The 15,809-nt window shown below is 66.3% G+C and carries 13 protein-coding genes; 7 read left to right on the forward strand and 6 right to left on the reverse strand.

Translation table 11 applies throughout. From position 1 onward, the window contains the following. Nucleotide 1: 1 nt before the first annotated feature. The gene (locus OG716_RS32330; protein WP_405134236.1) at nucleotides 2–640 is read right to left on the reverse strand and encodes a Uma2 family endonuclease; all 639 of its coding nucleotides are present in this window, start codon (nucleotides 638–640) and stop codon (nucleotides 2–4) included. Nucleotides 641–790: 150 nt separating this feature from the next. Continuing rightward, complete coding sequence (locus tag OG716_RS32335; RefSeq protein WP_405134237.1) at nucleotides 791–1,960, reverse strand: thiolase family protein; 1,170 nt, start codon at nucleotides 1,958–1,960, stop codon at nucleotides 791–793. 96 nt (nucleotides 1,961–2,056) lie between these two features. Between OG716_RS32335 and OG716_RS32340 the strand changes: the two genes are divergently transcribed. After that, entirely contained in the window at nucleotides 2,057–2,548 is a 492-nt protein-coding gene (locus OG716_RS32340; RefSeq protein ID WP_405134238.1) for a winged helix-turn-helix transcriptional regulator, read from the forward strand. 31 nt (nucleotides 2,549–2,579) lie between these two features. Here the strand turns inward: OG716_RS32340 and OG716_RS32345 are convergent, their stop codons facing one another. Then, the gene (locus OG716_RS32345) at nucleotides 2,580–3,650 is read right to left on the reverse strand and encodes an ABC transporter ATP-binding protein (protein ID WP_405134239.1); all 1,071 of its coding nucleotides are present in this window, start codon (nucleotides 3,648–3,650) and stop codon (nucleotides 2,580–2,582) included. A 276-nt stretch (nucleotides 3,651–3,926) separates the two neighbouring features. On the opposite strand from OG716_RS32345, the gene OG716_RS32350 reads away from it, so the two are divergent. The 3 genes from OG716_RS32350 (at nucleotide 3,927) to OG716_RS32360 (ending at nucleotide 7,576) form a co-directional block, all read left to right on the forward strand. Next, nucleotides 3,927–4,721, forward strand: a complete 795-nt coding sequence (locus OG716_RS32350) for an LLM class F420-dependent oxidoreductase (RefSeq protein WP_405134240.1) — start codon at nucleotides 3,927–3,929, stop codon at nucleotides 4,719–4,721. Between the two features lie 351 nt (nucleotides 4,722–5,072). Further along, entirely contained in the window at nucleotides 5,073–6,854 is a 1,782-nt protein-coding gene (locus OG716_RS32355) for an ABC transporter substrate-binding protein/permease (RefSeq protein ID WP_405134241.1), read from the forward strand. Next, the gene (locus OG716_RS32360) at nucleotides 6,851–7,576 is read left to right on the forward strand and encodes an amino acid ABC transporter ATP-binding protein (RefSeq protein WP_405134242.1); all 726 of its coding nucleotides are present in this window, start codon (nucleotides 6,851–6,853) and stop codon (nucleotides 7,574–7,576) included. The genes OG716_RS32355 and OG716_RS32360 overlap by 4 nt, the downstream gene beginning before the upstream one ends. A gap of 36 nt (nucleotides 7,577–7,612) precedes the next feature. Here the strand turns inward: OG716_RS32360 and OG716_RS32365 are convergent, their stop codons facing one another. Then, the gene (locus tag OG716_RS32365) at nucleotides 7,613–8,341 is read right to left on the reverse strand and encodes a glycoside hydrolase family 25 protein (RefSeq protein WP_405134243.1); all 729 of its coding nucleotides are present in this window, start codon (nucleotides 8,339–8,341) and stop codon (nucleotides 7,613–7,615) included. A 79-nt stretch (nucleotides 8,342–8,420) separates the two neighbouring features. Continuing rightward, on the reverse strand, nucleotides 8,421–9,761 hold the full coding sequence (locus OG716_RS32370) for an MGH1-like glycoside hydrolase domain-containing protein (protein WP_355125050.1): 1,341 nt from the start codon (nucleotides 9,759–9,761) through the stop codon (nucleotides 8,421–8,423). A gap of 208 nt (nucleotides 9,762–9,969) precedes the next feature. Between OG716_RS32370 and OG716_RS32375 the strand changes: the two genes are divergently transcribed. The 3 genes from OG716_RS32375 to OG716_RS32385 all read left to right on the forward strand — a co-directional run bounded on the left by OG716_RS32375 (nucleotide 9,970) and on the right by OG716_RS32385 (nucleotide 12,488). Continuing rightward, entirely contained in the window at nucleotides 9,970–10,674 is a 705-nt protein-coding gene (locus OG716_RS32375; protein WP_405134244.1) for an SDR family oxidoreductase, read from the forward strand. 136 nt (nucleotides 10,675–10,810) lie between these two features. Further along, nucleotides 10,811–11,620, forward strand: coding sequence for a polysaccharide deacetylase family protein (locus tag OG716_RS32380; protein WP_405134245.1), 810 nt, complete (start codon nucleotides 10,811–10,813; stop codon nucleotides 11,618–11,620). Between the two features lie 70 nt (nucleotides 11,621–11,690). Beyond that, the gene (locus OG716_RS32385) at nucleotides 11,691–12,488 is read left to right on the forward strand and encodes a polysaccharide deacetylase family protein (protein ID WP_405134246.1); all 798 of its coding nucleotides are present in this window, start codon (nucleotides 11,691–11,693) and stop codon (nucleotides 12,486–12,488) included. Nucleotides 12,489–12,704: 216 nt separating this feature from the next. Here the strand turns inward: OG716_RS32385 and leuS are convergent, their stop codons facing one another. Further along, nucleotides 12,705–15,608 carry a leucine--tRNA ligase gene (gene leuS, locus OG716_RS32390; RefSeq protein WP_405134247.1) on the reverse strand — a complete coding sequence of 968 codons (2,904 nt, stop codon included), beginning with the start codon at nucleotides 15,606–15,608 and terminating at the stop codon, nucleotides 12,705–12,707. Nucleotides 15,609–15,809 lie beyond the last annotated feature (201 nt).

Here is a 15,809-nt window from a genome sequence, read left to right on the forward strand (position 1 = left end):
ACTAGTCGAGCCCCTCGTCGAGCTCTTCCCAGGTGACCCTGGTCTCGAAGGGAACCAGGGTGTCGAGAGCCGCGCTGAAATTATCGGTTCGATTCCGGTGTCCGTTGGACACGTATCTGCCTTCGGAATTGAGCGTGAGCATCTCGATGGAGATTGCTGGGCCGTCGTCGTTGGCCATCCGGACAATCCAATAGTGCTGGATGCCGTACCGGGCGTATTCGGCCCGTTTGTCGATGGTGTCAGCCGTGACGGTGGTAGGCGATACCACCTCGACGGCCAGAATCGTGTCGGCAACCGTCGGTTTGGTTTTCCAATGATTCCGGGGCTGCTCGATACACCGGTAGACGATGGCATCCGGCCGCTTGTAATGGAAAGGGACCTCCGACACCAGCATGTCGATATCGCGGTTCACGCGCAGACACGGCTGCCGATTCGCTCGCTTCGCCTCGCCATCGGCCAGCGCTCGTCCGATATTGCGGGAGATTATGTTGTGATTCGGGGACGGCGATTCACAGAAGACGATCATCCCGTCCTTGATCTCGACCGTCCGGGACACGTCCTCGGGCATTTCCAGATAGTTGTCCATGTCGACGGGCTGGCTGTAGGTCTTCGGTGAAGACCAGTCGAACGCTTCCGACACGGTGGTCATCCTTCGGCTCGGGATTCCCCGTTATCGTACGTCGCCCACTGCGGCGGGAGCGTGCCTGGACCACTGTGTTTGTGGCTTTCCGATGTTCGCCGAGGCGCAGATTCCGGGCCTGCTCGCCGCCGTAGTGGCGGTGTCCGGCTGTCAGAGGCGTTCGTAGATTGTGGCGTTGGCCAAACCGCCTGCCTCGCACATGGTTTGCAGGCCGAAGCGGGCGCCGCGGTCGTGCATGGCGTGGACGAGGGTGGTGGCGAGGCGGCTGCCGGAGGCGCCGAGGGGGTGGCCGATGGCTATGGCGCCGCCGTTGACGTTCACCTTGGACAGGTCGGCGCCGGTGTCGTGGGCCCAGGCCAGGACTACCGAGGAGAAGGCCTCGTTGACTTCGAAGAGGTCGATATCGGAGAGCTGGAGGCCGCTGCGCTGCAGGACCTTCCGGGTTGCGGGGATGACGGCGGTGAGCATGAGCAGCGGGTCGTCGCCGGCCACGGCGAAGCTGTGCACCCGGGCGAGCGGGGTCAGGCCGAGCTGGGCGGCGCGTTCACTGGTCATGATGAGTACCGCGGAGCTGCCGTCATTGATCTGACTGGCATTGGCGGCGGTGATGTTCCAGCCGATCTGCGGGAAGCGGGCGGCCATTTCCTCGCTGTAGTACGCGGGTCGCAGTGCGCCGAGCGTCTCCAGTGTGCTGCCGAGGCGGATGCCCTCATCGGTGGTGAGCCCGCCGAGAGGTGCGAGCTGGGCGTCGAAGGCCCCGTCCTTTGTTGCGCGAGCGGCCTTTTCGTGGCTGGCGAGTGCGAACTCGTCCAGCTGTCCGCGCGAGAGCCCCCACTTCGCGGCAATGAGTTCGGCGCTGATGCCCTGAGGGACAAGGCCCTCGGGATACCGTTCGGCGAATCCGACGCCGGCGATATCCGCCGCGCCGATCATGTTCGCGCCCATCGGCACCCGGCTCATGGATTCGACGCCGCCCGCGACCACGATGTCGTAGGCCCCGGCGATCACGCCCTGCGCCCCGAAGTGGATGGCCTGCTGGCTGCTGCCGCACTGGCGGTCCACGGTGGTGGCGGGCACCGATTCCGGATAGCCGGCGGCGAGTGCGGCCCGCCGGGTGAGGTTGCTGCCCTGTTCGCCGACGGCGGTGACCACGCCGCCGATCACATCGTCGATGAGTTCGGGATCGATGCCGCTGCGCCGGACCACTTCGCGCAGGCTGTGCGCGAACAGGTCGGCGGGGTGTACGCCGTGCAGTGCGCCGCTGGGCTTGCCCTTGCCGACCGGTGTGCGTACCGCTTCGACGATGACTGCGTCTCTCATTGCTGATCCTTTTCGGAGTAGCTGGCTTCATTGCCCTAATGCCAGAGTACGAGCTGGCCATAGTTAGGGCAAGTCAGCCTGTGTATGATGTACGCCATGTCCGTAGTGCTGGAAGGCAAGCTCGGTGATCTGAGCGCGTGGAAACCCGAGGGCTGCTCGATCGCCAAGGCCCTGGAGATCGTCGGCACCCGCTCGGCGATCCTCATCCTGCGCGAGGCGTACTACGGCACCACCCGGTTCGACGGCTTCGCCACCCGCGTGGGCATCACCGATGCCGCGGCCTCCAGCGCGCTGCGCAAGCTGGTCGATGCCGGACTGCTGGAGAAGCGCCCCTACCAGGAGGAAGGCAAGCGGACCCGGCACGAATACGCCCTCACCACAATGGGTGTGGATCTGCTGCCGGTCGTGGTCGCGCTCTGGCAGTGGGGCGACACCTACCTGCAGGGCGGTGTGCCGCCGCTGGAGCGGGTCGAGGATTCCACCGGAGAACCGGTGCGGGTCGAAATCCGCAGCGCCTCGGGACATGAAGTGCCACTGGAGAATCTGCGCGTGCGGATCAATAAGAACTGGCGCCGCCCCCGCAAGTGAGGGGCGACGCCGGTCGGTGCCGCGGGAGCCGTCAGTTCAGCCGGCGGCCGTCTTCCGGGCCGAAGAAGTAGATGTGCTCGGGATCGGTGGTGAGGCTCAGGCTCGCGCCCTTGACCGGTGGGTGGCGCCAATCAGCGCGCGCCACAATGGTTTCCCCGTCACCGTGGGTGCGGCCGTAGATGTAGGCGTCGGAGCCGAGCTCCTCCACCACATCGATCTCCATGCCGATGCCGCTGCCGTCGCCGACCGGCTCCAGGTGCTCGGGCCGCACACCGACCACGACCTTCGGCCCGGCGGCGTCGACGACCGTGCGAGGCAACTCGATGGTGTGGCCGCCGACGGTGACCGCGCCGTTCTCGACCGGCAGCGTGAACAGGTTCATCGCGGGCGAGCCCATGAATCCGGCCACGAACAGATTGGCCGGATCGCGGTACAGATCGCGCGGAGCGGCACACTGCTGCAGCAGCCCGTCCTTGAGCACGGCCACCCGATCGCCCATGGTCATGGCCTCGACCTGGTCGTGCGTGACATAAACGGTGGTGGTGCCGAGCCGGCGCTGCAGCTGGGCGATCTGGGTGCGGGTCTGCACCCGCAGTTTGGCGTCGAGATTGGACAGCGGCTCGTCCATGAGGAACACCTGCGGCTGGCGCACGATGGCTCGGCCCATGGCGACCCGCTGGCGCTGACCGCCGGAGAGCGCCTTGGGTTTCCGGTCCAGGTACGGCTCCAGATCCAGCAGTTTGGCCGCCTCCAGCACCCGCTGCTGGCGTTCCTCCTTGGCGACCTTGGCCATCTTCAGCGCGAAGCCCATATTCTCGGCGACGCTCATATGCGGGTAGAGCGCGTAGTTCTGGAACACCATGGCGATATCGCGTTCCTTGGGCTCGGCATGGGTGACGTCCCGGTCGCCGATGAGAATGCGACCGTCGCTCACCTCCTCCAGGCCCGCGAGCATGCGCAGCGAGGTGGATTTGCCACAGCCGGACGGGCCCACGAGAACCAGGAATTCGCCGTCGGCGATCTCCAGATTCAGTTCGTCCACAGCGGGTTTGGCCGAGCCCGGGTACATACGGGAGGCCTTGTCGAAAGTCACCGTAGCCACGGTGCACATCCCTTCACCGGCAGGAACGTGCCGGACGATCCGAGTAGAGGGGTTGTCCCGGGGCATCGGCCCGGGTCCCGCGCACGATATCAGCTGACAGGCGGCCACGCGGTTCGCAAAGCGGCTGCAAACACTCGGCCGAAGTTCGTGGCCCGCCCGATTCTGGACTGAGTGGAGCGGGGGGAGCGAAGCGGAGGAGTGGAGGGAGGGAAGAATCGGGTAACAGGGCCACGAACCCGCCGCTGCGAAGCGGCGGCAGAAAATAGGGAGCGACCAATGAGTCGATCGGTTCGTATCGGAGTTCAACTGCAGCCGCAGCACGCGCCCAAGTACGGGCTCGTTCGGGACGCTGTGCGCCGGGCTGAGGACGCCGGGGTGGACATCGTCTTCAATTGGGACCACTTCTATCCGCTCTACGGTGATCCCGAGGGCGCGCACTTCGAGTGCTGGACCATGCTCGCCGCGGTCGCCGAGCAGACCGAACGGGTGCAGCTCGGTGCGCTGGTCACCGGTGGCGGCTACCGCAATCCGGATCTGCTGGCCGATATGGCCCGCACCGTCGATCAGATCAGCGACGGCCGCTTGATTCTCGGCATCGGCGCGGGCTGGTTCGAGAAGGACTACGACCAGTACGGCTACGAATTCGGCACTGCCGGAAGCCGTCTCGAACTGCTCAAGGAATACCTGGCCCGCATTACCGACCGCCTGGCCAAGCTCAACCCGCAGCCCGTCCGCGATATCCCCATTCTCATCGGCGGTGGCGGCGAGAAGAAGACGCTGCGCCTGGTCGCCCAGTACGCCGATATCTGGCACACCTTCGCCGATCTCGAAGTCCTGAAGCGAAAGTCCGGCATTCTGGCCGACCACTGCACCGCGGTCGGCACCGATGTGGCGACCATCGAGAAGTCTGTGGACTGGCCCGGTGCAGACAAGGCGGCCGACTTCGTGGCGCAGGGCGCGACCTTGTTCACAGTCGGCACCGGCGGCCCTGACTACGACCTGACCGGGGTCAAGGAAGCCATCGCCTGGCGCGACCAGTTCAACCCGGAATCCGTAGAGGGAATCGCCTGAGCGGCATGAACTCCAAGGTCGGGGCCCGCCCGGTTCTGGACTGAGTGGAGCGGGGGAGCGAAGCGGAGGAGCGGAAGGAGGGAAGAACCGGGTAACAGGGCCCCGACCCCGCCGGAGCGAAGCGGAGGCAGAAAATACAGCACTCGCCGGAGCGAAGCGGAGGCAGAAAATACAGCACCCGCCGCAGCGAAGCGGAGGCAGAAAATACAGCACCCGCCGCAGCGAAGCGGAGGCAGAAAATACAGCTCGAGCTGACCGCAACTCTGGATTTGCTGGTGACCCCCACTAGGGTGGTTTGTCATGGTTTGCTTGCGCACGGCCAGGTCCCGACGGTACGGCCGTCGACCTCGCATGCTGTCGATCGCGGGGGTGTTGCTGGTCACCCTGGGTGCCGTCACCCTCGGTGCCGGGCCCAGTGCCGCGGCGCCCAGTGGCACCGATCTGTGCTCGCCGCCGGGGATATCGGCGGCCAGTGCTGCGCCGACCAATCTGGCGAGCGGGCAGCAGTCCCCGTCCTCGGACAAGTACACGACGGCCACGACCGAACTGCTCGACCGCATCGATGTGAAGAAGCTCGGACTGCTCACGCCGGGCAAGCTCAGCATCGGCACCCTGTCGGACGCCCCACCGAGCATCTGCGTCAATTCGCAGGGCGTCTACACCGGCTTCGACAATGAGCTGCTGAAGGCGGCCGCCGCCAAGATCGGCCTGCAGGTGGAGTTCACCGGCACCGACTTCGCGGGCCTGCTCGCGCAGGTGGCCAATGGCCGCTTCGACGCGGCGTCCTCCAGCATCACCACCACCGATGCCCGCCGCCAGCTGGTCGATTTCACCAATGGTTACGACTTCGGCTACTTCTCCCTGGTCGCCCCGAACGGCAGTGCCGTCAAAAGCTTCTCGGATCTGAACCGCGGCACCCGCATCGGCGTGGTGCAGGGCACCGTGCAGGACGAGTACGTGGTGAACGAACTGCACCTGGATCCGGTGAAGTTCCCCGACTACAACACCGCCTACGCGAATCTGAAGACCGGGCAGATCGATGCCTGGGTGGCCCCGTCGCAGCAGGCCATCGGCACCATCAAGCCGGGCGATCCGGTATCGATCGTGCAGAACACCTTCAGCCTCAACAACTTCACCGGCTGGGCGGTGCGCAAGGGCAACCAGCCGCTCACCGATGCGCTCAATGCCGGTCTGGACGCGGTGATCGCGGACGGCACCTACGCGAAGCTGTACGAGAACTGGGTGCCGCGCGAACTGCCGCCCGGCTGGAAGCCGGGCTCCAAAGCCGTTGCCGCCCCGCAACTCCCGGATTTCGACAAGATCGCCGCCGGACACGCCGGTGATCACACCGGCCAGGCCGCGGTCGCGCCGAAATCCACGCTCGCGCAATTGCAGGACACGTTCTTCGATTGGTCGCTGTACCGCAAGGCTTTTCCGGACCTGATCAAGACCGGTCTGCCGAATACTCTGATCCTGGCGCTGGTTTCGGGTGCGCTCGGCACCGTGATCGGCATGCTGCTGGCGGTCGCGGGCATTTCCCGCACCCGCTGGCTACGCTGGCCCGCCCGCGTCTACACCGATATCTTCCGCGGCCTGCCGGCAGTGGTGATCATTCTGATCATCGGCCTGGGTGTGGGCCCGGTGGTGAAGAACCTCACCGGTAATAACCCGTACTGGCTGGGTGTGGTGGCGCTGGCACTGCTGTCGTCCGCCTATATCGGCGAGATCTTCCGCTCCGGCATCCAATCGGTGGAGGCGGGCCAGCTGGAGGCGGCCCGCGCCATCGGCTTCGGCTATCGGCAGTCGATGTCGCTGGTGGTGATTCCGCAGGGTGTGCGCCGGGTGCTGCCCGCGCTCATGAACCAGTTCATCGCGCTCATCAAGGATTCCTCGCTCATCTACTTCCTGGGCCTGCTCGCCACCCAGCGGGAGCTGTTCGCGGTGGGCCGGGATCTCAACGCGCAGACCGGAAATCTGTCGCCGCTGATGGCCGCCGGTCTGATGTACCTGGTCCTGACGGTGCCGCTGACCCACCTGGTGAACTACATCGACCGCCGGTTGCGCACCGGCCGGGCCGAGAAGGCGACCGAACCGGTCGAGCAGACCGTGACCACGGAAGGGCGTGGAGCATGAGTGCCTCTCTCACCGGCACCGACTTGCATGTGACGCTGGGCAGCAATGAGGTGCTGCGCGGTGTGGACGTGCATGTGGATGCGGGCAAGACCACCACGGTCATCGGTCCCTCGGGCTCCGGTAAATCGACGCTGCTGCGAGTGCTGAACCGCCTGCACGAGCCGAGTAAGGGCGACATCCTGCTCGACGGCAAGTCCGTGCTGAAGGACGATCCGGACAAGTTGCGCCGGCAGATCGGCATGGTGTTCCAGCACTTCAACCTGTTTCCGCACAAGACGGTCGCGGAGAATATCGAGCTCGGCCCGCGCAAACTGCACGGGCTCTCCAAGGAGCAGGCGCGCACGCTGGCCATCGAGCAGTTGGAGGCGGTCGGGCTGGAGGGCAAGGCCGATGCCCGCCCCGCCAATCTCTCCGGCGGTCAGCAGCAGCGCGTGGCCATCGCGCGGGCGCTGGCCATGAAGCCGCAGGTCATGTTTTTCGACGAAGCCACCTCGGCGCTGGACCCCGAGCTGGTCAAGGGTGTGCTCGCGCTCATCGCCGACCTGGCCGCGGGCGGCATGTCGATGATTGTCGTGACACACGAAATGGGCTTCGCCCGTTCGGTATCCGACAAAGTGGTGTTCATGGACCACGGCAAGGTCGTCGAAACCGGAACGCCGGAAGCGCTTTTCGACAATGCCGAAACGCCGCGCCTCCGTCAGTTCCTGTCCCAGGTGCTGTGACCGCCCCGCCGTTCCGGCGCGAACCGGAACGGCGGATCAGCTGCTGCCGAGGTTGGGCATATTCGCGAAGCGGCTGAAATCGCCCTGGGCTCCGCTGTAGGAGTTCAGGTCGGTGCCGCCGTTGATGCCGGGGACATTGCCGGAGTCGGTGTACTGCCAGAACGTCCAGGCGGGCCAGCCGCCCGGCACCTCGGGACCGTCATTGCCGCGGTAATCGGCGATCCACAGTGGGTACCTGGTGAATTCATTGGAGTCGCCCATGGCGGTCTGCCAGAAGCGCGGATAGGTGTAGATGATCGGGGTGCGACCGGTCAGCGCCTGCACCGTGTTCAGGTACCGATGCGTCCAGTCGATGAGCCCGCCGGGCGAGAGTCCGCCGGCGTCCTCCATATCGAGCACGGGCGGCAGATCCAGCGGCCCGTTCTGGCCGAGCGCGACCGCGGCGTAGAGCGCGGCCTGCGGTTCCGGCGGCAGGGCCGGGCGCGCGAAGTGATAGGTGCCGCGTGCCACGCCGGCCGTGCGCATGAGCACGCTGTCCGGGATGAAGTAGGGGTTGACGTAGTTGAGGCCCTCGGTCGCCTTGACCATGGCGAAGTTATGGCCGGCGGCGCGCACCGCGAACCAATTGATCATGGTGCCGTTCAGGTGCTGCCAGGACGATACATCGGGACCGCCGGCATCGGCCGCTGCGGGAGCGGCCGACATTGCTGCAAGAATGCTGGCCGCCGCGAAGGCGGCCAGGCCCAGCCTGTTTCGTCGAACCATGTCAGGGGACGCTATGTGGGCTTTCCCTCATTGCCTATGGAATCGCCCGCGTGTTGTCCAAGTGTTAGCTGAATCTCAGCTAACCGAGCCAATCGAGCACCGAGGCCGCGGTCCAGGACTGCTGCATGCTGCCCAGCGGTGCGCCGGTGAAGGGTTCGAAATACTCGGCGAAGGTGCCGTCACTGGCCTGCCGCAGCCCTTCCGCCCGCAGCATGAACGAGCGTTCCGCCCAGCCGCGGCGGGCGAAGACCCAGGAGAACAGCCAGCTCATCACCGGCCAGACCGGGCCGCGCCAGTACTCGCGCGGGCGAAAGTCCTTGGAGACCGGTGAGGTTGACGGCGGCAGCGCATAGCGCAGATCCGGATGGCCGCACCAGCGCGGGCCCTCGAACAGGCGCAGCAGGCGGCGTTCGGCATCGCGGGTCAGTCCGCCGCTGAGCAGGGGTGCGAAGCAGGCGAGGGTTTCGGTATCGATCCACCGATCGGCGCGCAGATCGAAATCGCGCGCGACGCCGGTGCGGGCGTCGGTGGTGGCGATCACCCCCGACCGGAAGTAGTCGGCCCATTCGTAGAGCTCGCGCACATCGGCGTGCGGCTGTTTGTAGTCCTCGCCGATATTGGCGAGCACATCGCAGGCCAGCGCGAAGATGGCGGTGACGAAGACGTCCTCGACGGCGAAGCTCATGGTCGAGGCCAGTTGATAGTCGTCGTACCCGGCCCGGCGCATCTGTTCGACCAGCCACATGTACCGGTCGTACTCGCGGTCGGTGGGCCGCTGCGTCGGATCCTCCACCACATGCAGATCGGCGCGCTCATAGGGCGGCAGGTCCGCACCGGGAATCACATTGGCGTAGGCGCGATCCCAGCGCGGCGAGTTGTCCATCCCGGATTCCCAGCCGTGGTACAGCGTGATTCGACCGTGCTGCTTGGGATCTCGCGCATAGGCCAGCCAGCGGTGCCAGCGCATGAGATCCGGCCAGCGCCGCTGCAGGAACTCCTCGGCGGTCGCCCGGGTCGAGCGCCCGTGCCGGCGCGAATGGTCCAGAATCCGTTGCACCGCAATGGCATGCACCGGCGGCTGGGTGATGCCGGAGGTGTCCGGACCGTCGGGCGCGTCGGCCGCGAGCGTGCGGCACTCCCACCGCGCGGGACCCGGGAAGTAGCCGTCCACGCCATTGGCGAAGACGATGTGCGGAATCATGCCGTTGCGCCACTGCGACGACAGCAGGGTGTCGAGTTCGAGGGTGGCGCGCTCCACACTCAGCGGAGCCAGCCCGACCGCGACGAAGGCGGCGTCCCAGCTCCACATGTGCGGATACAGCTTGGGGGCCGCGCTGGTCATGGTGCCCAGATCGTTGCCGCGCAGCAGATAGGCCGCGCGGGCCGCGAGCTGTGTCGGCGTGAAACCCGGGTGCGTCATCGCCCTATTCTGCGACGGAACTTGCAGGTATGCGCGGGGGGCGTCCCGGATCGAGGGATCGGGGGAGGCTGTGGGGTGGCCGGGGGACGCTATTTCCGGTACAGACACCGGATCGCCAGATTGCACTGTGTTCGCCTTCTCGTGATTCGAACGCTGCTGTCCCTAGCCGGAGCATCGCCGTTTCCCCCCGCCCGGTTACGGTGATCGCATGGCGACTTCCGCGAAGACCAGCAACGAGCGACCGACCGCGCTGATCACCGGAGCGAGCCGCGGCCTCGGCGCCGCCATCGCCCGGGAACTGGCGCCCACCCACCGGTTGCTGCTCGGCGCACGCACGCCGGAGGCGCTGAAGCCGATCCTGAGCGAACTGCCCGATGCCACCGGCTGGCCCGTGGAACTGACCGACTATCCGGCGGTGGCCCGCGCGGCGGAATCGATCGAGCGGCTGGACGTACTGGTGCACAATGCCGGGGTCGCCGACCTGGGAACAATAGCCGATTCGTCCGTCGCTCAGTGGCGGAATACGTTGGAAGCCAACCTGATAGCGGTATCGGAGCTGACCCGGGTGCTGCTGCCCGCGCTGCGCACCGCCCACGGTCATGTGGTGCTGATCAATTCGGGAGCGGGACTGCGGGTGAGCCCCGGCTGGGGGGTGTACGCGGCCGGTAAGTTCGCGCTGCGTGCCTTCGGCGATGCGCTGCGCCAGGAGGAAACGGACCTGCGGGTCACCTCCGTGCACCCGGGCCGCATCGACACCGATATGCAGCGCGCACTCGTCGCCGGTGAAGACCGCGAATACGAGCCGAAGGAGTTCCTCACTCCGGAAACGGTGGCGTGGGCGGTCCGGAATGCGATCGAAACCCCTCGCGATGCACACCCCACCGAAATCGTGCTGCGGCCGATTCCGCGTTGAAGATCGCGCGGTGCTGTTTGTGTCCGATCGCATTGTGTCTGATCGCACACTGAGAACAGCCTGAACGTTTCGGCTGAATTCAGATCGTTTCGCACAGAATTAGTGCTCGGTTCATCGGAACTCGATATAACCGAAGATGATGGATAGAAGACGGCTGCTCACCCTGCTAGCGGTGGGCACCGCGGTCGCGCTCACCGGCGGCAGCGAAGCTCAGGGTGATCCGCCGGACAGCGGATCCGCAGGTGGAGGACCGGTTCAATTGCCCGGTGTCCCATCGACGCCGCCGCGGCTGCTGCTCCCACCCCCGGGCGGGCCCAAAACGCCGATCGGCCGCGGCACAATTACCGGGCTGCCCGGAAAGGGCAGCACCATGGCGCTCACCGTCGACGACGGCGCGAGCCCCGAGGTGGTCGGCGCGTACATTGAATTCGCCCGGCGCACCGGCGCGCGTTTCACCTTCTTCGTGACCGCCTATTACGACTCCTGGTCCATTCACCGCGATGCCCTGCGGCCGCTGGTGGATTCGGGTCAGATCCAGCTCGGCAATCACACCTGGAATCACGCCGATCTGACAAAGCTCTCCGCGAGCGGGGTCGCCGACCAGCTCGGGCGGGCGAAGACGTTCCTGCGCAATACCTTCGGCGTGGACGGGACGCCCTACTATCGGCCGCCGTACGGCTTTCACAATGCCGCCGTCGACAAGGTCGCCGCGGACCTCGGCTATACCGTTCCCGTGCTCTGGTACGGCTCGCTGTCGGACTCCGGTGTGATCACCGACCAGTACCTGATCCAGTGTGCGCGGCAGTATTTCAATGCGCAGGCGATCGTCATCGGCCACGCCAATCATCCCGCGGTCACACACTGCTACGACCAGATGGTCGACATCATCCGCGAACGCAATCTCGCCATGGTCACCCTCGACGACGTCCTGGCGCCGCCCCGGTGATGGCGTAATCCCCAGGGGAAGTGGAATTTCCGACGCCCACCGGCGGCGGAGTGAATGAAGAAGGTCGATGATGGACAGACGACGGCTGCTGACGCTGCTGGCGGCGGGAACTGCTGCCACCCTGCTGGGCGGTGGCGAAGCGCACGGTGACCCCTCTCCCCTCGATTCCGGTTCCGGTGCCGCCGGCCTGGTTCCGCTGGGGCTGGTGCCCGGCAATGCAATTCCGCCGCTCGCGCCCCGGACGGCGATCGGCCCCGGCACCATCAGCGCACTGTCCGGTGCCGGCAACAATATCGCGCTCACCATCGATGACGGGGCCAGCGCCGAAACCGTCGGCGCCTTCATCGAATTCGCCCGGCGCACCGGGGTGCGGCTCACCTTCTTCGTGACCGCCTACTACCCGTCCTGGTCGATCCACCGGGATGCGCTGCGGCCACTGGTGGATTCCGGTCAGATCCAGCTCGGCAATCACACCTGGGATCATCCGGACCTGACCAAGCTGTCGGCCGGGGCCGTCGCCGATCAGCTGGAACGCACGAAGACGTTCCTGCGCAATAACTTCGGCACCGACGGCGCGCCGTACTACCGCCCGCCCTTCGGCTACCACAATGCCGCCGTCGACCGGGTCGCCGCCGACTCCGGCTATGTGGTGCCGACCATGTGGTACGGAAATCTGAACGACACCCTCACCGTGATCAATGAGGACATGCTGCTCACCGCCGCCCGTCAGTGGTTCCGCGCCCAGTCGATCGTCATCGGCCACGCCAATCGCCCGACCGTGACCCACATCTTCGACCAACTGAACGACATCATCCGCGAACGCAACCTCGCCACAGTCACGCTCAACGACGTCCTGGTGCTGACCTGAGCGACAGCTAGCCCGGCCGCCCCCCGCTCCAAGTTCGTGGCCCGCCCGGGTCTGGACTGACGGAGCGGGGGAGCGAAGCGGAGGAGCGGAGGAGGGAAGACCCGGGTAACAGGGCCACGAACCCGCCGGAGCGAAGCGGAGGCAGACAATTCAGCACCCGCCGGAGCGAAGCGGAGGCAGACAATTCAGCACCCGCCGGAGCGGAGCGGAGGCAAATCAGGCACTGACGATGTTCACCAGGCGGCCGGGCACCACGATGATCTTGCGCGGGTCCTTGCCGCCCAGCAGTTCCGCGATCTTCTCGTCGGCCAGGGCGGCGGCCTGCACCGCTGCCTGATCGGCGTCCGCGGGGACGCTGATGCGGCTGCGGACCTTGCCGTTGACCTGGATCGGGTACTCCACCGAATCCGCCACCAGCAGTGCCGGATCCGCGATCGGGAAGGGGCCGTGCGCCAGGGAGGCAGTGTGGCCCAGGCGTTCCCACAGTTCCTCGGCGATGTGCGGGGACATCGGGGCCAGCATCAGAACCAGCGGCTCGACCAGGGCGCGCGGTGCGCCGTCGCCGTAGTTCTTGGTCAGATAGTTGGTCAGCTCGATCAGCTTCGCGCCGGCGGTATTGTCCCGCAGGTTGGCGTAGTCGTCGTCCACCCCGGCAATGGTCTTGTGCACCAGGCGCAGTGCCTCGTTCGAGGGCTCGGCGTCGGTGACGCGAACAGCGCCGGTCTCCTCGTCCACCACCAGTCGCCATACGCGCTGCAGGAAGCGCTGCGCGCCGACAACATCCTTGGTGGACCACGGGCGCGAGGCGTCCAGCGGGCCCATGGACATTTCGTAGAAGCGGAAGGTGTCCGCGCCGTAAGCGTCGTACATCTCGTCCGGCGAGACCGCGTTCTTCAGCGACTTGCCGATCTTGCCGTATTCCTGGAAGACCTCGATCTCGGTGCCGGAAGTGTCTGTCCAGAAGTACTTTCCGTCCCGCTCCACGATCTCGGCGGCGGGCACGTACGCACCACGCTCGTCGGTATAGGCGTAACCCTGGATGTAGCCCTGATTGAACAGGCGCCGGTACGGCTCGCTGCTGGACACATCGCCCAGATCGAACAGCACCTTCTGCCAGAAGCGCGCGTACAGCAGATGCAGCACCGCATGCTCCACACCGCCGATGTACAGATCGACGCCGCCGGGGTCCTTCGGACCGTGCTCGGCGGTGCGCGGGCCCAGCCAGTACTGCTCGTTCTCCTTGGCGCAGAACGCCTCCGAGTTGGTCGGGTCGGCATAGCGCAGCTGGTACCAGGAACTGCCCGCCCAGTTGGGCATGACATTGGTATCGCGGCGGTACTGCTTGGGGCCGTCGCCCAGATCCAGGGTGACGTGCACCCATTCGGTGGCCTTGGCCAGCGGCGGGGACGGCTCGGAGTCGGCATCGTCCGGATCGAAGGTGACCGGTGCGAAGTCTTCCATCTCCGGCAGCTGCACGGGCAGCATGGATTCGGGCAGGGCGTGCGCCGCGCCGTTCTCGTCGTAGACGATGGGGAACGGTTCACCCCAGTACCGCTGGCGGGCGAACAGCCAGTCGCGCAGCTTGTACTGGATGGTGCCCTTACCGTGGCCGTTGGCCTCCAGCTCGGCGATCACCTTGGCTTTGGCGGCGTCGATCTCCAGCCCGTCCAGGTAGCCGGAGTTCACCAGCGTGCCCTCACCGGAGTACGCGCCCTCCGAGATATCGCTGCCCGCAACCACTTCCGTAATGGGCAGGCCGAAGGCGGTGGCGAACTCCCAGTCCCGCGGATCGTGGCCGGGCACGGCCATGATGGCGCCGGTGCCGTAACCGCTCAGCACGTAATCGGCGATGAAGACCGGCACGCGGGCGCCGTTCACCGGGTTGGTGGCGTAGGAGCCCAGGAAGACGCCGGTCTTCTCCTTGCTCTCCTGCCGCTCCAGATCGGATTTGGCGGCAATGGACTTGCGGTATGCCGCAACGGCTTCCGCCGGGGTCTCCGCATCGCCGAAGGTCCAGCGCACATCGGTGCCGGATGGCCAGGTGGCCTCGGTCAGCCGGTCGACCAGCTCGTGCTCGGGGGCCAGCACCACGTAGGTGGCGCCGAACAGGGTGTCGGGGCGGGTGGTGAACACCTCGACGATGTCCGAGCCCGCTTCGAACTTCACCTGCGCGCCGCGCGAACGCCCGATCCAGTTGCGCTGCATGGACTTCACGTTCTCGGGCCAGTCCAGATCATCCAGGTCGTCGACCAGGCGATCGGAGTAGGCGGTGATGCGCATCATCCACTGCCACAGGCGCTTCCGAAACACCGGAAAATTGCCGCGCTCACTGCGGCCGTCGGCGGTGACCTCTTCATTGGACAGTACGGTGCCCAGGCCGGGGCACCAGTTGACCATCGAATCGGTCTGGTAGACCAGGCGATACGAGTCGATCAGGGCATTGCGCTCGGACGGGGCCAGCTCGTTCCAGGCGCGGTCGTCATCGGCGGCGACGCGCTTGCCGTCCTCGAATTCGGTGATCAGCTCGGCGATCGGGCGCGCCCTGCCCAGCACCTCGTCGTACCAGGCGTTGTAGATGCGCAGGAAGATCCACTGCGTCCACCTGTAGTACTCGGGATCGGTGGTGGCGAAGGAGCGGCGTCGGTCGTGGCCCAGGCCCAGCCGGTCCAGCTGGCGCTGCATATTCGCGATATTCGACTCGGTGGTCACCCGCGGATGCGCGCCGGTCTGCACCGCGTACTGCTCGGCGGGCAGGCCGAAGGCGTCATAACCCAGGGCGTGCAGCACATTCCGGCCGCGCATGCGGTGGAAGCGCGCGTAGACGTCGGTGGCGATATAGCCCAGCGGGTGGCCGACATGCAGGCCCGCGCCCGAGGGGTACGGGAACATGTCCTGCACGAACAGCTTGTCGGCCGGGGTCTCGCCCTGCAGCGGGCCGACCGGATTGGGCGCGTAGAACGTGCCGCGCTCCTGCCAGGCCTGCTGCCACTTCTGCTCGACGCGTCCGGCCTGCTCCGCGTTGTAACGGTGTGCGGGCACATCGCTGGCCCCACCCACCGCCGCCGCGCTGCCTGCAATGCCGTCAGCGGTGGGTGTGTCGGTTGCGCGAGTGTCCTGCACGTCCTGCCCTCTTGTCCTAGCCGATCCCCGTTAAGGTCGCTCACCAGGTTAAAGCGTGTGTACCCCCACACCCAAAAAGGGTCCACGACCCGACCCGGCACGCCGCCCGGACATCCGCCCCAAGTTCGCGGCCGTCCCGGTTCTGGACCGAGTGGAGCGGGGGAGCGAAGCGGAGGAGCGGAGGGAGGGAAGAACCGGGAC

It is taken from the genome of Nocardia sp. NBC_01388 (assembly GCF_045040085.1).
Lineage (GTDB): Bacteria > Actinomycetota > Actinomycetes > Mycobacteriales > Mycobacteriaceae > Nocardia.

Coding starts and splice junctions, on each gene's coding strand:
- OG716_RS32370 (WP_355125050.1), bottom strand. CDS start 9,761: ATGACGCACCCGGGTTTCACGCCGACACAGCTCGCGGCCCGCGCGGCC.
- OG716_RS32375 (WP_405134244.1), top strand. CDS start 9,970: ATGGCGACTTCCGCGAAGACCAGCAACGAGCGACCGACCGCGCTGATC.
- OG716_RS32360 (WP_405134242.1), top strand. CDS start 6,851: ATGAGTGCCTCTCTCACCGGCACCGACTTGCATGTGACGCTGGGCAGC.
- OG716_RS32380 (WP_405134245.1), top strand. CDS start 10,811: ATGATGGATAGAAGACGGCTGCTCACCCTGCTAGCGGTGGGCACCGCG.
- OG716_RS32365 (WP_405134243.1), bottom strand. CDS start 8,341: ATGGTTCGACGAAACAGGCTGGGCCTGGCCGCCTTCGCGGCGGCCAGC.
- OG716_RS32385 (WP_405134246.1), top strand. CDS start 11,691: ATGGACAGACGACGGCTGCTGACGCTGCTGGCGGCGGGAACTGCTGCC.
- OG716_RS32355 (WP_405134241.1), top strand. CDS start 5,073: ATGCTGTCGATCGCGGGGGTGTTGCTGGTCACCCTGGGTGCCGTCACC.
- OG716_RS32340 (WP_405134238.1), top strand. CDS start 2,057: ATGTCCGTAGTGCTGGAAGGCAAGCTCGGTGATCTGAGCGCGTGGAAA.
- OG716_RS32350 (WP_405134240.1), top strand. CDS start 3,927: ATGAGTCGATCGGTTCGTATCGGAGTTCAACTGCAGCCGCAGCACGCG.
- OG716_RS32335 (WP_405134237.1), bottom strand. CDS start 1,960: ATGAGAGACGCAGTCATCGTCGAAGCGGTACGCACACCGGTCGGCAAG.